Annotated in this window: 10 protein-coding genes; 2 read left to right on the top strand and 8 right to left on the bottom strand. The window is 72.3% G+C overall.

Annotated features, from left to right (window positions below):
- Positions 1 to 17 precede the first annotated feature (17 nt).
- The 4 genes from RI138_RS25245 to nsdA all read right to left on the bottom strand — a co-directional run bounded on the left by RI138_RS25245 (position 18) and on the right by nsdA (position 6049).
- Positions 18 to 2477, bottom strand: coding sequence for a [protein-PII] uridylyltransferase (locus tag RI138_RS25245; protein ID WP_311121732.1), 2460 nt, complete (start codon positions 2475 to 2477; stop codon positions 18 to 20).
- Between the two features lie 29 nt (positions 2478 to 2506).
- On the bottom strand, positions 2507 to 2845 hold the full coding sequence (locus RI138_RS25240) for a P-II family nitrogen regulator (protein WP_003965965.1): 339 nt from the start codon (positions 2843 to 2845) through the stop codon (positions 2507 to 2509).
- Positions 2842 to 4194 carry an ammonium transporter gene (locus tag RI138_RS25235; protein WP_311121731.1) on the bottom strand — a complete coding sequence of 451 codons (1353 nt, stop codon included), beginning with the start codon at positions 4192 to 4194 and terminating at the stop codon, positions 2842 to 2844. Before RI138_RS25235 ends, RI138_RS25240 begins: the two co-directional genes overlap by 4 nt.
- Before the next feature lie 379 nt (positions 4195 to 4573).
- Positions 4574 to 6049: a transcriptional repressor NsdA gene (gene nsdA / locus RI138_RS25230; RefSeq protein WP_096626336.1), complete on the bottom strand. Its 1476-nt coding sequence runs from the start codon at positions 6047 to 6049 to the stop codon at positions 4574 to 4576.
- A 431-nt stretch (positions 6050 to 6480) separates the two neighbouring features.
- Here nsdA and RI138_RS25225 point away from each other — a divergent pair, with 431 nt between their 5' ends.
- Positions 6481 to 7128, top strand: a complete 648-nt coding sequence (locus tag RI138_RS25225) for a bifunctional DNA primase/polymerase (RefSeq protein ID WP_311121730.1) — start codon at positions 6481 to 6483, stop codon at positions 7126 to 7128.
- Positions 7129 to 7212: 84 nt separating this feature from the next.
- Here the strand turns inward: RI138_RS25225 and ftsY are convergent, their stop codons facing one another.
- The gene (gene ftsY, locus RI138_RS25220; RefSeq protein ID WP_311121729.1) at positions 7213 to 8424 is read right to left on the bottom strand and encodes a signal recognition particle-docking protein FtsY; all 1212 of its coding nucleotides are present in this window, start codon (positions 8422 to 8424) and stop codon (positions 7213 to 7215) included.
- A gap of 181 nt (positions 8425 to 8605) precedes the next feature.
- Positions 8606 to 9628: a hypothetical protein gene (locus tag RI138_RS25215; RefSeq protein WP_311121728.1), complete on the bottom strand. Its 1023-nt coding sequence runs from the start codon at positions 9626 to 9628 to the stop codon at positions 8606 to 8608.
- Positions 9629 to 9895: 267 nt separating this feature from the next.
- On the opposite strand from RI138_RS25215, the gene RI138_RS25210 reads away from it, so the two are divergent.
- On the top strand, positions 9896 to 10873 hold the full coding sequence (locus RI138_RS25210; RefSeq protein WP_311121727.1) for an LLM class flavin-dependent oxidoreductase: 978 nt from the start codon (positions 9896 to 9898) through the stop codon (positions 10871 to 10873).
- A 40-nt stretch (positions 10874 to 10913) separates the two neighbouring features.
- Here the strand turns inward: RI138_RS25210 and RI138_RS25205 are convergent, their stop codons facing one another.
- Positions 10914 to 12332, bottom strand: a complete 1419-nt coding sequence (locus tag RI138_RS25205; protein WP_311121726.1) for a sugar porter family MFS transporter — start codon at positions 12330 to 12332, stop codon at positions 10914 to 10916.
- Positions 12333 to 12536: 204 nt separating this feature from the next.
- A complete protein-coding gene (locus RI138_RS25200) occupies positions 12537 to 16253 on the bottom strand; it encodes a chromosome segregation SMC family protein (protein ID WP_311121725.1) in 3717 nt (1238 codons plus the stop codon).
- Positions 16254 to 16489: the final 236 nt, after the last annotated feature.

The raw sequence follows: 16489 nt of genomic DNA, 5'->3' as shown, positions 1-16489 counted from the left end.
AGCGGGGGCCGGGCAGGTCAGCCGAGGGCCTTCTCGACCTCCCGGGCCACCTCGGCGGCCCGGACCGGAGGCAGTGGTTCGCCGTCGGTGCCGGTGACGTAGAAGGCGTCCACGGCGTTGGCGCCGAGGGTGGAGACATGCGCGCTGCGCACCTGTACCGCGCTTCCCTCCAGGGCGTTGCCGATCCGGTGCAGCAGCCCCGGGGCGTCCTGGGCGCGGACCTCGATGACGGTGGCACGGCGGGAGCCCGCGGCGGCGACGGTCACCCGGGGCGGCGGTGCTTTCACACCACGCCTGCGCGGGTAGGCGGCCTCCCGCTCCGCGATCCGGGCCCGGATGTCCAGGGAGCCGTCCAGGGCTCGTACGAGGTCGGCGCGGAGCCGGGCGGCCTGCGGGAGGGACCCGTACTCGGCCGCGACCCGCCAGCTGAGCAGCAGCAGGTCCGCCGACTCACCCAGCTCGTTGGGGAGCTCCACCGCCCGCAGGTCGGCGGCGCGCACGGTGAGCCGGTGCAGGGCGAGGACTCCGGCGGCGGCGGGCAGCACTCCGGGGCGGTCGGGCAGGGCGATGAGGAGCTCTACGCCGACCGGTTCCACCTCGCCGTCCCCGGCGGGCTCCTCGGGCTGGGTGTGCAGGGCGAGGACGGGTTCGCCGGTTCGCAGGGCTTCGACGGCGAGGCGTTCGTGCTCGGCGCTGGGCGCGGGTTCGTCCGGCTCTCCGGGGAACTCCCCCGCCAGGACGGCCGCGACGCGTTCGACGAGGCCGGTGACGAGGGAGGCACGCCAGGTGGACCAGGCGGCGGGCCCGGTGGCGAGCGCGTCGGCCTCGGTGAGGGCGTGCAGCAGCTCCAGGGTGGAGGCGTCGGAGACGGCGGCGGCGACGGACTGCACGGTGGCGGGGTCGTCGAGGTCGCGCCGGGTGGCGGTCTCGACGAGCAGCAGATGGTGGCGTACGAGGGTGGCGATGACGCCCACGTCGTGCTTGTCGAAGCCGATGCGGGTGGCCATGTCGCGGGCGATGACCTCCCCGGCCACCGAGTGGTCCCCGGGCCAGCCCTTGCCGATGTCGTGGAGGAGGGCGGCGACCAGCAGGAGGTCGGGGCGGTGGACCCGGCGGGTGAGGGAGGCGGCGCGGACGGCGGTCTCCACCAGGTGCCGGTCGACGGTCCAGGTGTGCACGGGGTTGCGCTGGGGACGGCAGTGGACGCGTTCCCAGTCGGGCAGCAGCCGGGTGATGATCCCTTCCGCTTCGAGCGCCTCCCAGACGGCGACGGCGGCCTCCCCCGCGCCGAGCAGAGTGACGAGCTCTTCGCGGGCCTCGGCGGGCCAGGGCACCGGCAGCGGCTGGGCGGTGGTCGCCAGGTGGCGTACGAGATGGCGGGAGAGCGGCAGACCGGCCTCGGCGGCCGCCGCCGCGGCGCGCAGGGTGAGGACCGGGTCGCGGTCGGGGCGGGCGGCGCGGGCGAGGACCACCTCGCCGTCGGCCTCGACGACGCCGTCGGCCAGCGGGGCGCGCTCGGGGACGGCCTTGGAGCCGCGGCCTCCGCTGAGCATGGCACGGAGCTTGGGACGGGCCGAGCGGGCGCGCAGGACCCGGTTGACCTCGCGCCAGGTGACGTCGGTGGCGTACGAGACCGTCCGCGCGGCCTCGTAGACCTGGCGCAGCAGGGTGTCGGCGTCGAGCAGGCCGAGTGCCTCGGCGACCTGGTCCTGTTCCTGGAGGGCGAGGCGGTCGGTGGCGCGCCCGGTGGTGAGGTGGAGGGCGTCGCGGGCGTCCAGGAGGGTCCGGCGGGCCTGGTCGAGCCCTTCGCGGGGGGCGTCGGCGAGCCAGGACGCGGCGACCGCGCGCAGGGCGGTGGCGTCGCGGAGGCCGCCGCGGGCCTCCTTGAGGTCGGGCTCCAGGAGGAACTGGAGCTCGCCCGCCCGCTCCGCGCGTTCCTGGCAGAGCTCGTGGAGGGCGGGGAGGCGCTTGGGGGCCTGGTTGCGCCAGTCGGCGAGGATCGCGGTGCGCAGGGAGGCGACGAGGCCGAGGTCGCCCGCGACCGGGCGGGCGTCCAGCAGGCCGAGCTGGACCTTGAGGTCTTCTCCGGCCGTCTTCCTGGCCTCGCCGGGGGTGCGTACGGAGTGGTCGAGGGCCAGGCCCAGGTCCCAGACCGGGTACCAGATGCTGTCGGCGAGGGCGGCGAGGGCCGCCGCGTCGGCGCTGCCGTCGTGCAGGAGGAGCAGGTCGAGGTCGCTGCGCGGGGAGAGCTCGCCGCGGCCGTAGCCGCCCACGGCGACGAGCGCGGCGCCCCGGACTCCGGCGCGTTCGGCGGCCGCGGTGAACAGGCCCGTGAGCCAGTCGTCGGTGAGGCGGGCGAGGGCCGCACGGCGCGGCGGCCCGGACTGCGCCTCCTGCTGGAGGAGGCGCAGCCGGGCCGCCGCGTAGCCGCTGGGTCCCGAGCCTTCGGTTTCGGTGGTCACTTCGGTACTCGTCACCCGGCTGCCTTCCGTTTGCGGGCCGTCGGTCAGAGGGCGTCCGGGCCGCGTTCGCCGGTCCGCACGCGGACGGCGGTCTCGACCGGGACGCTCCAGACCTTGCCGTCTCCGATCTTGCCGGTGCGGGCGGCCTTGACGACGACCTCGATGAGCTGTTCGGCGTCCTCGTCCTCGACAAGGACCTCGATGCGGATCTTGGGGACCAGGTCGACGGTGTACTCGGCGCCCCGGTAGACCTCGGTGTGGCCGCGCTGACGCCCGTAACCGCTGGCTTCGGTGACGGTGAGGCCCTGGACGCCGAAGGCCTGGAGGGCCTCCTTGATCTCGTCCAGCCGGTGGGGCTTCACGACCGCGGTGATGAGCTTCATGCGTCCACCTTCTTTGCCTTCGGTGCTGCCGTCGGGTCCGTCGCGGGGGCGGTGGTGCGGGAGACCGTGCCGCCGCCGGCTCCGCTGAAGTCGTACGCCGTCTCGGCGTGCTCGACCTGGTCGATGCCGGAGATCTCGTCGTCCTCGGAGACCCGCATCCCGATGGTCTTGTGGAGCACCAGGGCGATGAGGCCGGAGACGACCAGAGAGTACGCGAGGACCGCGACGACGCCGATGACCTGCTTGCCGAGCTGTTCGACACCGCCGCCGTAGAAGAGGCCCTTGGCGTCGGACTGGACACCGCCGGTGGCGAAGAAGCCGACCAGGACGGAGCCGATGATGCCGCCGACGAGGTGGACGCCGACGACGTCCAGGGAGTCGTCGTAGCCGAACTTGTACTTCAGGCCGACCGCCATGGCGCACAGGACACCGGCGATGGCGCCGATCGCGATGGCGCCGAGCGGGCTGACGGAGCCACCCGCGGGGGTGATGGCGACGAGGCCCGCGACCGCGCCGGAGGCGGCGCCCAGCGTGGTGAAGGAGCCGTGGCGCAGCTTCTCGTAGATCAGCCAGCCGAGGACGGCGGCGGCGGTGGCGACCTGGGTGTTCAGGAACATGACCGCGCCGACGCCGTCGTCGTTGCCGAGCCAGGATCCGGCGTTGAAGCCGAACCAGCCGAACCACAGGAGGGCCGCGCCGAGCATGACGAGCGGCAGGCTGTGCGGCCGCATCGGGTCCTTCTTGAAGCCGACGCGCTTGCCGATGACGAAGATCACGCCGAGGGCCGCGGCACCGGCGTTGATGTGGACGGCCGTGCCGCCGGCGAAGTCGATGACGCCCATCTCGAAGAGCCAGCCGCCCGAGCCCCAGACCCAGTGGGCGACGGGGAAGTAGACGATGGTGACCCACAGGACGATGAAGAGCGCCCACGCGGTGAACTTCACGCGGTCGGCGAGCGCACCGCTGATCAGGGCCGGGGTGAGGACGGCGAACATCAGCTGGAAGGCGGCGAAGACGTACACCGGGATGGTGGTGCCGTCCCACAGCTCGTTGAGTCCGATGCCGCTCAGGCCTACGTAGTCGGAGCTCCATCCGACGACCGAGCCGATGTCGGAGCCGAAGGCGAGGCTGAATCCGTAGAGCACCCACAGGATCGTGACGATCCCGAGGCTGATGAAGCTCATCATCAGCATGTTGAGGGTGCTCTTGACGCGGACCATGCCTCCGTAGAAGAAGGCCAGGCCGGGGGTCATGAGCATCACCAGGGCCGTGCAGATGAGCATGAACCCGGTGTTGGCGGCAGACAGCTCAGGGGCGTCTGCGGCAAGCGTCGTGATGCCTGGGGGCATCGGCGTCTCCTCGTCGTCGGTGCGGCCGCGGCGTGCGGGGGAATGCTGCGGGACCACTGGAAGGTGCGGGCCGGTCGGAGGGCGTCCGCCGGACACCCCCTGTGCGCCATGAGATTGGCCGAGCACCGTTTCCGGAGATGCCGCACGATGTTTCGCGAGCGTGACGAAGAGGGATCGCGTGTTACGGCCGAATGAATCCGGGGTGGCGCGCCCGGTGCCCTGGCTACCATGCGGCGCACGCCGCATACGGTGCGGTTGAAACGCCCAAGGGCCGGAAAAACACGAAACCGGCCACGGCACCCCTCCGTGTGACCAGGCGATGGGGGAGCCGGGTCGGGCTGTTCGGAAGGGGCGCCGCGGCCGGGGCCGGTGGTGCCGGTCAGACCGCTTCGGCGGTCTCCGGCAACTGTTCGTGGAGCAGCTCGGTGAGCCGGGCGACGTCGGCGACATCGCCGAAGTCCCTGGCAGCGGTGTCGACGGTCTTGCGCAGACGGGTGTTGACCCGTTCGGAGCGGACCTTCTTGGCGATCTTCAGGGCGCGGGTGGCGAGCACGGTGGACTCCTCGGGCTCGCGCTGGAGCAGATGGACGGTGGCCATGCCGATGAGGTTGAGCGCGTAGGAGCGCTGGTGCTCGTCGTCCTCGCCGAACAGCTCGACGGCCTTCTCCATGACGGGCTCGGCGAGGGAGGCGTAGGTGGGGCTGCGGCCCGCGACATAGGCCAGGTCACGGTAGGAGTGGGCGTTCTCCCCGTTGAGCTCGGCCTCGGAGAAGAAGCGGATCCAGTCGGGCTCGGGCTCGCCGTCGAGACCGGCGTCCAGGAAGGTGTCCTCGGCCATCCGGACGGCCCGCTTGCACTTGCTGGGCTGCCCCATGTTGGCGTAGGCGCGGGCCTCCATCGCATACAGCATGGCCTGCGTACGGGAGGTGGCGCAGTCGCGGCTGCCGTACTGCGCGAGGTGGATCAGCTCCAGGGCGTCGTCGGGGCGGCCCAGGTGGATCATCTGGCGGCTCATGCTGGACAGGATGTAGCTGCCGAGCGGCTTGTCCCCGGCCTCCTTGGCGGCGTGCAGGGCGAGCACGAAGTACTTCTGGGCGGTGGGCTGGAGGCCCACGTCGTAGCTCATCCAGCCCGCGAGCTCGGCCAGTTCGGCGGCGCAGCGGAAGAGCCGCTGGGCGGTGGGGCCGGGCTGGGGCTCCTGGAGGAGGTCGGTGACCTCGTGGAGCTGCCCGACGACGGCCTTGCGGCGCAGTCCGCCGCCGCACTGGGCGTCCCACTGCCGGAACATCGCGGTGGTCGATTCCAGCAGGTCCAGCTCGGGCGGGGAGAGCCGGGAGGGACGGCGGGCGGCGGCCGGGGATTCCGGTTCGCCCGGGCCCGGGGCGGGGACGGGCACCAGCCAGCGCTGCATGGGCTCGATGAGCGCGGGGCCCGCGGCCAGCGCGAGCGAGCTGCCGAGGAAGCCGCGGCGGGCGAGCATCAGGTCGCTGCGGGAGAACTCACTGAGCAGGGCGACGGTCTGGGGGCCGGCCCAGGGCAGGTCGACGCCGGACACCGAGGGTGACTGGTGCGCGGTGCGCAGCCCGAGCTCCTCGACCGCGACGACGGCGCCGAAGCGCTCGGAGAACAGTTCGGACAGGATGCGCGGAATCGGCTCCCGCGGCTGCTCCCCGTCGAGCCAGCGCCGCACCCGGGAGGTGTCGGTGCTGATGTGGTGGGCGCCCATCTGGCGCGCCCGCCGGTTCACCTGTCGCGCCAGCTCGCCCTTGGACCAGCCGCTGCGCACGAACCATGAACTCAGCTGCCCGTTGGGGCGCTTGCCGGCCTCCGTGTCGCCTGCGCCGCTGCCACTCACTGGAACGCCCCCATCCCGCCGAAACCTCATCGCGCGAACCATTATCAGAATGCCGTGCATCAGTGCTGTCCGTGCGGGAGTTCCCAACGACATCGAACAGTAAATCGGGTTGCCCGCGGCATACCCGTGGGTGCACATACTCCCAGGGTTCGTGTACCGACGGTAATCCTACGATCACCCCTCTCGCGAGGGGGATCGCGGAAACGCCACCATTCGCCACCCCTTCGAATGAACCCGACTGCCGCCGGGCGCGCTTGACTTGAGCGACCACGACCGAGAGCGAGCGGACGGAAGCACTCGCGGGGCGCGCACGCCGTGCCGCACTCCCTTGCGCACCACCGCGCACGCCACTCGATCGAGTTTCAGCGACGGAGGGCTACCCGAGCACCGCGGGTCGTAACCACCGATGACTCGGACCCGTTGGAGGGGGTATGGGCTTCACGATCGGCGGCATCCGGGAGATGCGATCCGGTGCGCGGCGGCGCGGCCGCGGTACCGAGGGCACGGCGGTGGCCGAGTACACAGGGCTGTGGGGCTGGGCCGTGGCCCCCGGGGCGCGGGCCGAGGCCGGTGCCTGCTCGTGCGGCGATCCGGTGTGCCCGGCGCCCGGCGCCCACCCGCTGGGCTTCGCCCGGGAGGTCCCGGCGGGCACCGGACTGGAGCGCGCCGCGGACGCCTGGGCCGAGACGCCGGGCGCGGCGATGCTGCTGCCGGTGGGCCGCTCCTTCGACGTACTGGAGGTCGCGGAGCAGGCCGGGCGGCGGGCGCTGGTACGGATGGAGCGGATGGGGCTGCCGCTGGGCCCGGTCGCGGTGACGCCGACGCGCCGGGCGCAGTTCTTCGTCGCCCCCGGGGCCGCCGCGGAACTGCCCGCGCTGCTCTACCGGATGGGCTGGGACGACGCGGACCTCGATCTGCGCGCCCTGGGGCCGGGCGCCCACATCACCGCCCCGCCCTCCGACCTCGGCGGCCTCGGCCCGGTCCGCTGGCTGCGCCCCCCGGTGCTGGACACGGCGGCCGCTCCCCCGCAGGCGCGGCTGCTGCTGGGGACGCTGGCGTACGTCTGCCACCGCTCGTAGAGGATGCGGAAACGGCGGACGGGCGGCAGGCTCCCCGTGGGAGCCGCCGCCCGTCCGCCGTACGGAGCGGTTCACGACCGCGCGTCAGTCGCCGATCAACGCGTCCACGAAGGCGCCCGCCTCGAACGGGGCCAGGTCGTCCGCGCCCTCGCCGAGCCCGATGAGCTTCACCGGTACGCCCAGCTCGCGCTGGACCGCGATGACGATGCCGCCCTTGGCGGTGCCGTCGAGCTTGGTCAGGACGATGCCGGTGATGTCCACGACCTCCGCGAAGACCCGGGCCTGAACGAGGCCGTTCTGTCCGGTGGTGGCGTCCAGGACGAGCAGGACCTCGTCCAGCGGGCCGTGCTTCTCCACGACGCGCTTGACCTTGCCCAGCTCGTCCATGAGACCGGTCTTGGTGTGCAGCCGACCCGCGGTGTCGATGAGGACGACGTCGGCGCCCTCGGCGATACCTTCCTTCACCGCGTCGTAGGCGATCGACGCCGGGTCGCCGCCCTCGGGCCCGCGGACCGTACGGGCTCCGACGCGCTCGCCCCAGGTCTGGAGCTGATCGGCGGCGGCGGCGCGGAAGGTGTCGGCCGCACCGAGCACCACGCTGCGGCCGTCGGCGACGAGCACCCGGGCGAGCTTGCCGGTGGTGGTGGTCTTGCCGGTGCCGTTGACGCCGACGACCATGACGACGCCGGGGGTCTCGGCGCCGCCCTCGGTCTTGACCTCGCGGTCGAAGTCCGGGCCGAGCAGGGTGATCAGCTCTTCGCGGAGCAGGGCACGCAGATCCTCGGGGGTACGGGTGCCGAGCACCCGGACGCGCTCGCGGAGCCGCTCGACCAGTTCCTGGGTGGGGGCGACGCCGACGTCGGCGGTGAGGAGGGTGTCCTCGATCTCCTCCCAGGTGTCCTCGTCGAGGTTGTCCCGGGACAGCAGGGCGAGGAGCCCCTTGCCCAGCGAGTTCTGCGAACGCGCGAGCCGGGCCCGCAGCCGGACGAGCCGGCCCTCGGTGGGCTCGGGGATCTCCAGCGCGGGCGGCGCGGGGGCCTCGGGCTCCTCGGTGACCGGGGCTTCCTCGACGGGCGCGGCGGCCTCCGGGAGGCCGACCTCGTCGATGGTGCGCCGCGCTTCGTCGCGCGGCGTCTCGGCCTCCTCGCCGACGTGGGGCTCGGCGGGAGGGGTGATGGTCGGCGTGCTCGGCGGAGGGGGCGGCAGCTGCTTCTTCTTGCGGCTGCTGACCACGAGCCCGCTGATCAGGCCGACCGCGACCAGGGCGATGACTACAGCAAGGATCAGGATTTCCATAACGGGTCCAGTATCGGCCACGAGAAGCGGGGAATCGCAGAAGGTGCGAACCCGTGACGATGCGCGTACGAGCGATCACGGGCCACCCGAGTCCGTCCGGCATGCCGTCTCCGGGCCGCCCGTCTGTGGAGCCGAGGGTGCTTGCACCCGTCAGCACAGGGCCTCAGCCGGTCCCCCGGCGTCAATGTGCGGCGGGTACACGGCGGGTCCGGAACCAGTACGAGCGGGCGGCCACCGTCAGCGCGAGTCCGTATACGGCGAATGCGGCCATCCCGATCCAGCCGACGAGGTGCGCGTCGCCCGACGAGTGGAAATCGCCGGGCCGTATCGTGACCACGCCCGTCGTGGCCAGAGCCACGTAGCTGAGGCCGAGCACCCCGTAAGGGGCGAGGGTGGCTGCGCCGATCAGGGCGGGAGCCAGTGGGAGCCAGCGCGGCACGCGACGTCCGCGCAGGTACGGCGTCCAGCGCGGGAACACCTGACCCCAGGGACGGACCAGGCCCCACAGCAGGAAGACGCCGAGTGCGGCCAGGAGCACGGTGGCGTCCAGGCCCCAGGACTCCAGAGTGAGCCAGATCCCCGAGGCTCCGTTGCGTTCGGAGATCGCGCGCATCTCGGCACCGGACATCCCGGCGAAGGTGCCGCCGAAGGCCCAGGTCAGCTTCATCACCGCATACGGGAGGAAGGCCACCGTGCCGGCCCAGGCGGCGAACTGGACCGGCCGGGACGCCGCAGAAGGCGCCCGGATGGAGGTCACGACGGGCAGGCGTCGATCGGAGCGGGCGGTCGCTGCGAGCAGGAGCGCCCCGGCCGCCGACAGGGCGCGGTGCGCGGCCGAGGCCCAACTGTCCACGCCCTGGCCGAACATCAGCGTGATCACGTCCATCAGCAGGCTGAACGCGGCGAGCCCGGCCACCCCGCACACCGTCCACAGCAGCACCCGCAGCGTGGGCCGCATCCCGTACCGGGACACCACCGCGCAGGTCAGCGCCGCCAGCACCCCCACCACCGTGACCGCCCAGCCCGGCGCGGAGGGCCCCAGAGTGTCCCCGGCGGGAAACACCGGGGTCTCGTTCAGCGCGCAGACCAGACCGAAGCCGGCGTACGCCACCGCCCAGAACACCGCCGTCCGGCCCACCCAGCGTGGCCACTGCTGCCACCACGCGCGCCAGGACGTCTTCACCCTCGGTACATCAGCGGTCATGTCCTCAACGTCGCATCGACGGCATCGGCCCGACGTCAGCCACGGGAACGATCTCCCTCCTCCTGCCGGGGGAGCGCCGCGGAGACTCGGGGGTGGCCCACCGGGCGTGAGGCATCAGCGGGCGCTACGCGGGGAATTCGAAGAGGTCACCGTCAGCCGCCGGGGGCGTCCAGCACAGGCGGACGGGGAAGCCGACGCGCCCCGGCCTACACTTCTGACGCTACGTCAGTTATGGTGCGGCCTGCCCGCCCGGCGAAAGGGACGCCCATGGCCTTCACGGTGATCCGGTTCAATCTCGTAGATCCCGACGCCACCCCCGTATCGCACTCGGCCCGCTACCGCGCCGCCCTGGAGATGGCGGCGTACGCGGACGAGCACGGGATCGACACGGTCCAGACCGAGGAGCACCACGGGGCGGCGAACTCCTGGCTGCCGTCCCCGTTCACGTTCGCCGGGGCGGTCTTCGGCGCCACCCGCCGGATCGCGGTGACGGTCTCGGCGATCATCGGGCCGCTGCACGATCCGCTGCGCCTGGCGGAGGACATCGCGGTGCTGGACCTGCTGAGCGCCGGGCGGCTGGTGACGGTGGCGGGGATCGGCTACCGCCCCGAGGAGTACGAGCGGGCCGGCGTCGAGTGGGGGCGGCGCGGCAGGCTCCAGGACGAGCTGCTGGAGACGCTCCTGGCGGCGTGGACCGGGGAGCCGTTCGCGTACCGGAGCCGTACGGTACGCGTCACCCCGCGCCCGTACACGCGGCCGCACCCGATGCTGCTGGTAGGCGGCAGTTCGCGGGCGGCGGCGCGGCGGGCGGCCCGGCTGGGGCTGCCGCTGTTCCCGAGCGCGCATCTGCCGGAGCTGGAGGCGTACTACCGGGAGCAGTGCGCCGAGCACGGGACGGAGGGCTTCTGCATGATGCCCGCGGAGCGTACGCCGCTGCTGCACGTGTCGCAGGACCCGGAGCGGACGTGGGCGCTGCACGGCGAGCATCTGCTGCACGAGGCGCGGACGTACGCCTCCTGGCAGTCCAAGGACATCCGCTCGGCGGTGCGCTCGGCGGCGACCACCGTGGCGGAGCTGCGCGAGGAGGGGGTGTACCGGGTGGTGACGCCGGACGAGCTGAAGGCCCTGGAGGCGGACAGTCTGGTGCTGCATCCGCTGTGCGGCGGGATGCCTGTGGAGGAGGGGTGGCGGAGTCTGCGGCTGTTCTGCGATTCGGTGGGAACGCCGACTGCCCCGGCTCGGTGAGCCGGGGCAGCGCGGTGGTGAGGAGACGGGCAGCGGGGATTCAGCCCATCTCCTCCAGCGCCTTGCCCTTGGTCTCCTTCACGAACTTGAGCACGAAGGGGATCGAGAGCACGGCGAAGCAGGTGTAGATGATGTACGTGCCCGACAGGTTCCAGTCGGCCAGGCTCGGGAAGCTCGCGGTGATCGCCCAGTTGGCGATCCACTGCGCGAAGACGGCCACGCCGAGGGCCGCGGCGCGCAGGCGGTTCGGGAACATCTCGCCCAGGAAGACCCAGACGACGACACCCCACGACAGGGCGAAGAAGAGCACGAACGTGTGGGCGGCGATCAGGGCGACGGCGCCCTCGGTGGTGGGCAGCTTGCCGTCGACCAGGTCGGCGGAGAAGGCCCACGCCTCGACGGCGAGCGCGATCGCCATGCCGATGGAGCCGACGAGGGCGAGCGGCCTGCGCCCCACCCGGTCCACCAGCACCATCGCGATCACCGTGCCGATGATGTTGATGATCGAGGTGGTGAAGGAGTAGAAGAACGAGTCGGTCGGGTCGACACCCACGGACTGCCACAGCGTCGCCGAGTAGTAGAAGGCCACGTTGATGCCGACGAACTGCTGGAACATCGAGAGGCCGATGCCGACCCAGACGATGGGCAGGAAGAAGAAGCGATTGCCGAGCAGGTCCTTGAAGACCGGCTTGTGCTCGCTGTGCATGGCCGTCTCGATCTCGGCCACCCGGGCGTCGAGGTCGATGCTCTTGCCCTCGACGTCTTCGAGGATCTTGCGCGCTTCGGCCTTCTTGCCGACCGAGATGAGGAAGCGCGGGGACTCGGGGATGGCGAACGAGAGCAGCCCGTACAGGATGGCCGGGATCACCTCTACGCCGAGCATCCACTGCCAGGCTTCCAGGCCCAGGATGTCGCCGCGCTGGTCGCCGTCGGCGACCTGGAGGATGGTGTAGTTGACCAGCTGGGAGACGGCGATGCCGATGACGATCGCGGCCTGCTGGAAGGAGCCGAGGCGGCCCCGGTAGGCGGGCGGGGAGACCTCCGCGATGTAGGCCGGGCCGATGACGGAGGCCATGCCGATGGCGAAGCCACCGATGATGCGCCACATCGCCAGGTCCCAGAGCGTGAACGGCAGGGCGGAGCCGATCGCGCTGGCCGTGAAGAGCACCGAGGCGATCTGCATGCAGCGGATGCGCCCGATCCGGTCCGCGATCCGTCCGGCGGTCGCGGCGCCGATCGCACAGCCGATCAGCGCGATCGCGATGACCTGGGCGAGCGTCCCGGAGCCGACGTCGTACCGGTCACGGACCGCCTCGACCGCCCCGTTGATGACGGAGCTGTCGTAGCCGAAGAGGAAGCCGCCCATCGCCGCGGCCGCGGTGATGAAGATGACATGGCCGAGGTGGTCCGGATGGGCCGCTCGGGCTCCGGACGCCGGTCCGTTCGCTGTGCTGGTCACGTGAACTCCTGATGCCTGGCCGCAAGTCAGACGTGGGGGTGAGCCTTCCCAGTGGGGCACAACATCCGGCCCGCCACCACTTGAAGGCGAAATCAACTTTGGAGAGGTTATGCGTTCAAGAAGCGAAGTCAAACAGCGGGTCTGGTCCCGTGTACCCAGGAGTGCACAAAACGTGCGTTGGACCTCTGATGATTCGGTTGGGAGTCAGCGCAGCCGCTGGCTGATGACCTTCGAGACCCCGTCGCCCTGCATGGACACGCCGTAGAGCGCGTCGGCGACCTCCATCGTCCGCTTCTGGTGCGTGATCACGATCAGCTGGGAGCTCTCCTGGAGCTCCTCCATGATCCGGATCAGCCGCTGGAGGTTGGTGTCGTCGAGCGCCGCCTCGACCTCGTCCATCACATAGAACGGGCTGGGCCGGGCCTTGAAGATCGAGACCAGCAGCGCCACGGCCGTCAGGGACCGCTCACCGCCGGACAGCAGCGAGAGCCGCTTCACCTTCTTGCCCGGCGGGCGCGCCTCGACGTCCACACCGGTGGCCAGCATGTTGTCCGGGTCGGTCAGGACGAGCCGCCCCTCACCGCCGGGGAAGAGCCTGGCGAAGACCCCCTCGAACTCACGGGCCGTGTCCCGGTACGCCTCGGTGAACACCTGCTCCACCCGCTCGTCGACCTCCTTGATCACCTGGAGCAGATCGGCCCGGGTCTTCTTCAGGTCTTCGAGCTGCTCGGAGAGGAACTTGTGCCGTTCCTCCAGTGCCGAGAACTCCTCCAGGGCGAGCGGATTCACCTTCCCGAGTTGCTGGTACGCCCGTTCGGCCGCCCGCAGCCGCTTCTCCTGCTCGACCCGGAGATACGGCTTCGGCAGGTTGCGCGGGTGCTCCGGGTCCTCCGGCAGCTCCTCGCCCTCGGCCGCGGGCGACGGCGGCACGGGCTGGTCCGGGCCGTACTCGGTGACCAGCCCCGCCGGTTCGACGCCCAGCTCCTCCAGGGCCTTCGTCTCCAACTGCTCGATGCGCAGCCGTTTCTCCGCGCCCAGCACCTCGCCCCGGTGGACCGAGTCGGTGAGCTTGTCCAGCTCGCCCTTCAGCCCCCGGCCGCGGTCGCGCTCGGCGGCCAGCTCGCGCTCCCGCTCGCCCTTCGCCGCCTCGGCCGACGTGCGTTCCTGGTCGGCCCTTACGAGGGACACCTCGACGTGGGCCAGCAGCTGACGGGCGCCCGAGGCCACGGCGGAGGCCACGGCCGCCTCGTGCCTCAGGCGTGCCCGGCGCTGCTCGGCGCGGGCGCGGGCCTGCCGCTCGGCGCGGGCGGCCCGGTCCAGCGAGTCGGCGCGCCCGGCCAGCGCCTTGACCCGCTCCTCGTGCGTACGGGCCTGGAGCCGGGCCTCCATCTCGGTCTGGCGGGCGTTGGCCCCGTCGGCGGCGAGCCGGTCCCGTACGGAGGTGTCGGGCTCCTCCTCGACCGGGGCCTCCTCGGCGACCAGCAGCCGTTCGGCCAGCTCCTCGGCCTCCTCGGTCGCCCGCTCCAGGGCCTCCTGGGCGCGGGCCGCGGACGCGGTCATCCGCTCGGCCTCGCCCGCCGCGCCCCGGGCCTGCCCGGCGAGCCGCCCGAGCTGCTGGGCGACCCCGGACTTCTCCCGCTCGGCCGTCCGACGGCGCTCCCCCAGCTCCTCGACGAGCGCGGCCGACTCCTTGCGCCGCTCCCCCGCCAGCCGCTGGGCCTCGGCCAGTTCCTCGCAGCGCACGGCGAGGTCGGCCAGCTCGGCGGCGGCCTCGTCCACGGAGGCCTGCACCTCCAGGAGGCTGGGCGCCCCGGCGGAACCGCCGTGCGCGAAGTGGGCGGAGAGCACGTCCCCTTCACCGGTCACCGCGGTCAGCCCGGGGTGTGCGGCGACGAGGGCTTCGGCGTCCTCCAGGGTGGCGACGACGACGGTGTCCCGTGCGAGGCGGCGTACGGCGTTCACCAGGGCGACGGGGCCGGAGACCAGGTCGGCGACGGCGGGGGCGGTGGGGGCGGCGACGCTTCCGGTAGGGCTTGGAGCGCTGCCCCCGGTCTCCGTACGGCCTCCCCCGCCACCCGGCGCGCCGCTCTGCGCGGGCAGCGGGGCGGGGTGGGCGGCACCGGGTACGTGCGAGGGCTCGGCGCCCGGGGGACCGGACTGCCCCGGTACGTGCCCGGCCCCGGCTTCCGCGACGCCCCCGGCCCCGTCCCCCAGGAGCATCGCCGCGCGCCCCGCGTCCCGTTCGCGCAGGAGCCTGATCGCCTCGGCGGCCGTGGCCGGGCCCGTGACCGCCACCGCGTCCGCCGCCGCGCCGAGGGCTGCGGCGACCGGGATCTCGTAGCCGGGCGAGACGGTCAGCAGTTCGGCGGCCGGGCCGAGGAGGCCGGTCAGCCGGTCCCGGGCCCCGAGCAGCGCCCCCGTACCGTCCTTGCGGCGCAGGCCCAGGGCCAGTGCCTCGTGCCGGGCCGCGACCGCCGCCCGCCGGCGCTCGGCGGCGGTGGCCTCCTCGCGGGCGGTGCTGTGGGCGGACTGGGCCTCGGCCAGGTCCTTCTTGGCGGCCTCGTGGCGGGCGGCGAGCTCCTCGTCGTCCGCGTCCAGGCCGTCGACCTCGGCCTTGAGCTGTTCGTACTCCTGCTGGGCGGCTCGTGCCCGTTCCTGGGCCTCGTCTCGGGATGCGGCCAGGCGGTCGATCTCCGCCTGCGCCGAACCGGCCCGGCTGCGGGCCGCGTTGACCTGGCCGTTCAACCGGGCGAGCCCCTCGCGGCGGTCGGCGATGGCGCGGGCCGCGTCCTTGAGGCGGCGCTCCTCGGCGGCCAGTTCGCGTTCCAGGTCGGCGCGGTGGCCGACGGTGTCCTCCAGCGCGTGTTCGGCCGCCTCCAGGGCCGCCGTCAGCTCCGCCTCCTGCTCGCGGATGCGGGCGGCCTCGCGCTCCAGGTCCTCGGGGTCACGGCCCCGGCGTTCCTCGGTGGGGGCCTGGGTGGCGCTGCGGACCCGGGCGTCGGCCAGCGAGATCGTGCCGCGTACCCGCTCGGCCAGCTGCGAGAGCTCGTACCAGGTCTGCTGGGCGCGCTGGAGCCGGGGGGCGAGCCGGCGCACTTCGCCCTCCAGCTCCGCCTCGCGGTCGAGCGCCGCTTTCAGTTCGGCCTCCGCCGCGTCCTTCCGCTTCTTCAGCTCGGCCTCGTCGGCGATCTCGTCGCGCAGCGCGTCCCGCAGGGTCACCAGGTCGTCCGCGAGGAGCCGGAGCCGGGCGTCGCGCAGGTCGGCCTGGATGACGGCGGCGCGGCGGGCGACGGCGGCCTGGCGGCCGAGCGGCTTGAGCTGGCGGCGCAGTTCGTCGGTGAGGTCCTGGACGCGGGCCAGGTTGGCGCCCATCGCGTCCAGCTTCCGCAGTGCCTTCTCTTTCCGCTTGCGGTGCTTGAGGACGCCCGCGGCCTCCTCGATGAAGGCCCGGCGGCCCATCGGGTCGGCGTGCAGGACGGAGTCCAACTGGCCCTGACCGACGATGACGTGCATCTCGCGGCCGATGCCGGAGTCGGAGAGGAGTTCCTGGATGTCCAGCAGTCGGCAGGTGTCGCCGTTGATCTGGTATTCGCTGCCGCCATTGCGGAACATGATCCGAGTGATCGTCACTTCGGCGTACTCGATGGGCAATGCGCCGTCGGAATTGTCGATGGTCAGCGATACCTCGGCGCGGCCGAGCGGGGGCCGCCCGGTGGTACCGGCGAAGATCACGTCTTCCATCTTGCCGCCGCGCAGGGATTTGGCTCCCTGTTCCCCCATGACCCAGGAGAGCGCGTCCACCACATTGGACTTTCCCGATCCATTGGGACCGACGACGCAGGTGATCCCCGGTTCGAACCGCAGAGTGGTGGCGGACGCGAACGATTTGAAACCACGCAGGGTCAGGGCCTTGAGGTGCACGCCGCCGGACTCTACCTTTCCCTCTCGGTTTCACTGATGAAGGTGCAGGGCACATCAGACGGTAAGCGAAGGCCGGTACGCCCGGGGCGGGGTCGGGCGGAGGGGATCCGGCAAAGAAAAAGGGACGCCGAAGCGTCCCTGTGGATCTTGCTACGGTCCTGCGCGGCACATCGCTCTACCGTGACGCAGGACGAATCAGAGGTGTTCCGAGGCTACTGAGCCGTTGCCGACCCGAC

The sequence above is a fragment of the Streptomyces durocortorensis genome (assembly GCF_031760065.1).
In the GTDB taxonomy this organism is placed as follows: Bacteria; Actinomycetota; Actinomycetes; order Streptomycetales; family Streptomycetaceae; genus Streptomyces.
This window is presented reverse-complemented; position numbering and strand designations above follow the sequence as displayed.

Excerpts from the sequence above, each read along its gene's own strand:
- RI138_RS25240 (WP_003965965.1), bottom strand. The coding sequence starts at position 2,845 with ATGAAGCTCATCACCGCGGTCGTGAAGCCCCACCGGCTGGACGAGATC.
- RI138_RS25225 (WP_311121730.1), top strand. The coding sequence starts at position 6,481 with ATGGGCTTCACGATCGGCGGCATCCGGGAGATGCGATCCGGTGCGCGG.
- RI138_RS25210 (WP_311121727.1), top strand. The coding sequence starts at position 9,896 with ATGGCCTTCACGGTGATCCGGTTCAATCTCGTAGATCCCGACGCCACC.
- RI138_RS25235 (WP_311121731.1), bottom strand. The coding sequence starts at position 4,194 with ATGCCCCCAGGCATCACGACGCTTGCCGCAGACGCCCCTGAGCTGTCT.
- RI138_RS25215 (WP_311121728.1), bottom strand. The coding sequence starts at position 9,628 with ATGACCGCTGATGTACCGAGGGTGAAGACGTCCTGGCGCGCGTGGTGG.
- ftsY (WP_311121729.1), bottom strand. The coding sequence starts at position 8,424 with ATGGAAATCCTGATCCTTGCTGTAGTCATCGCCCTGGTCGCGGTCGGC.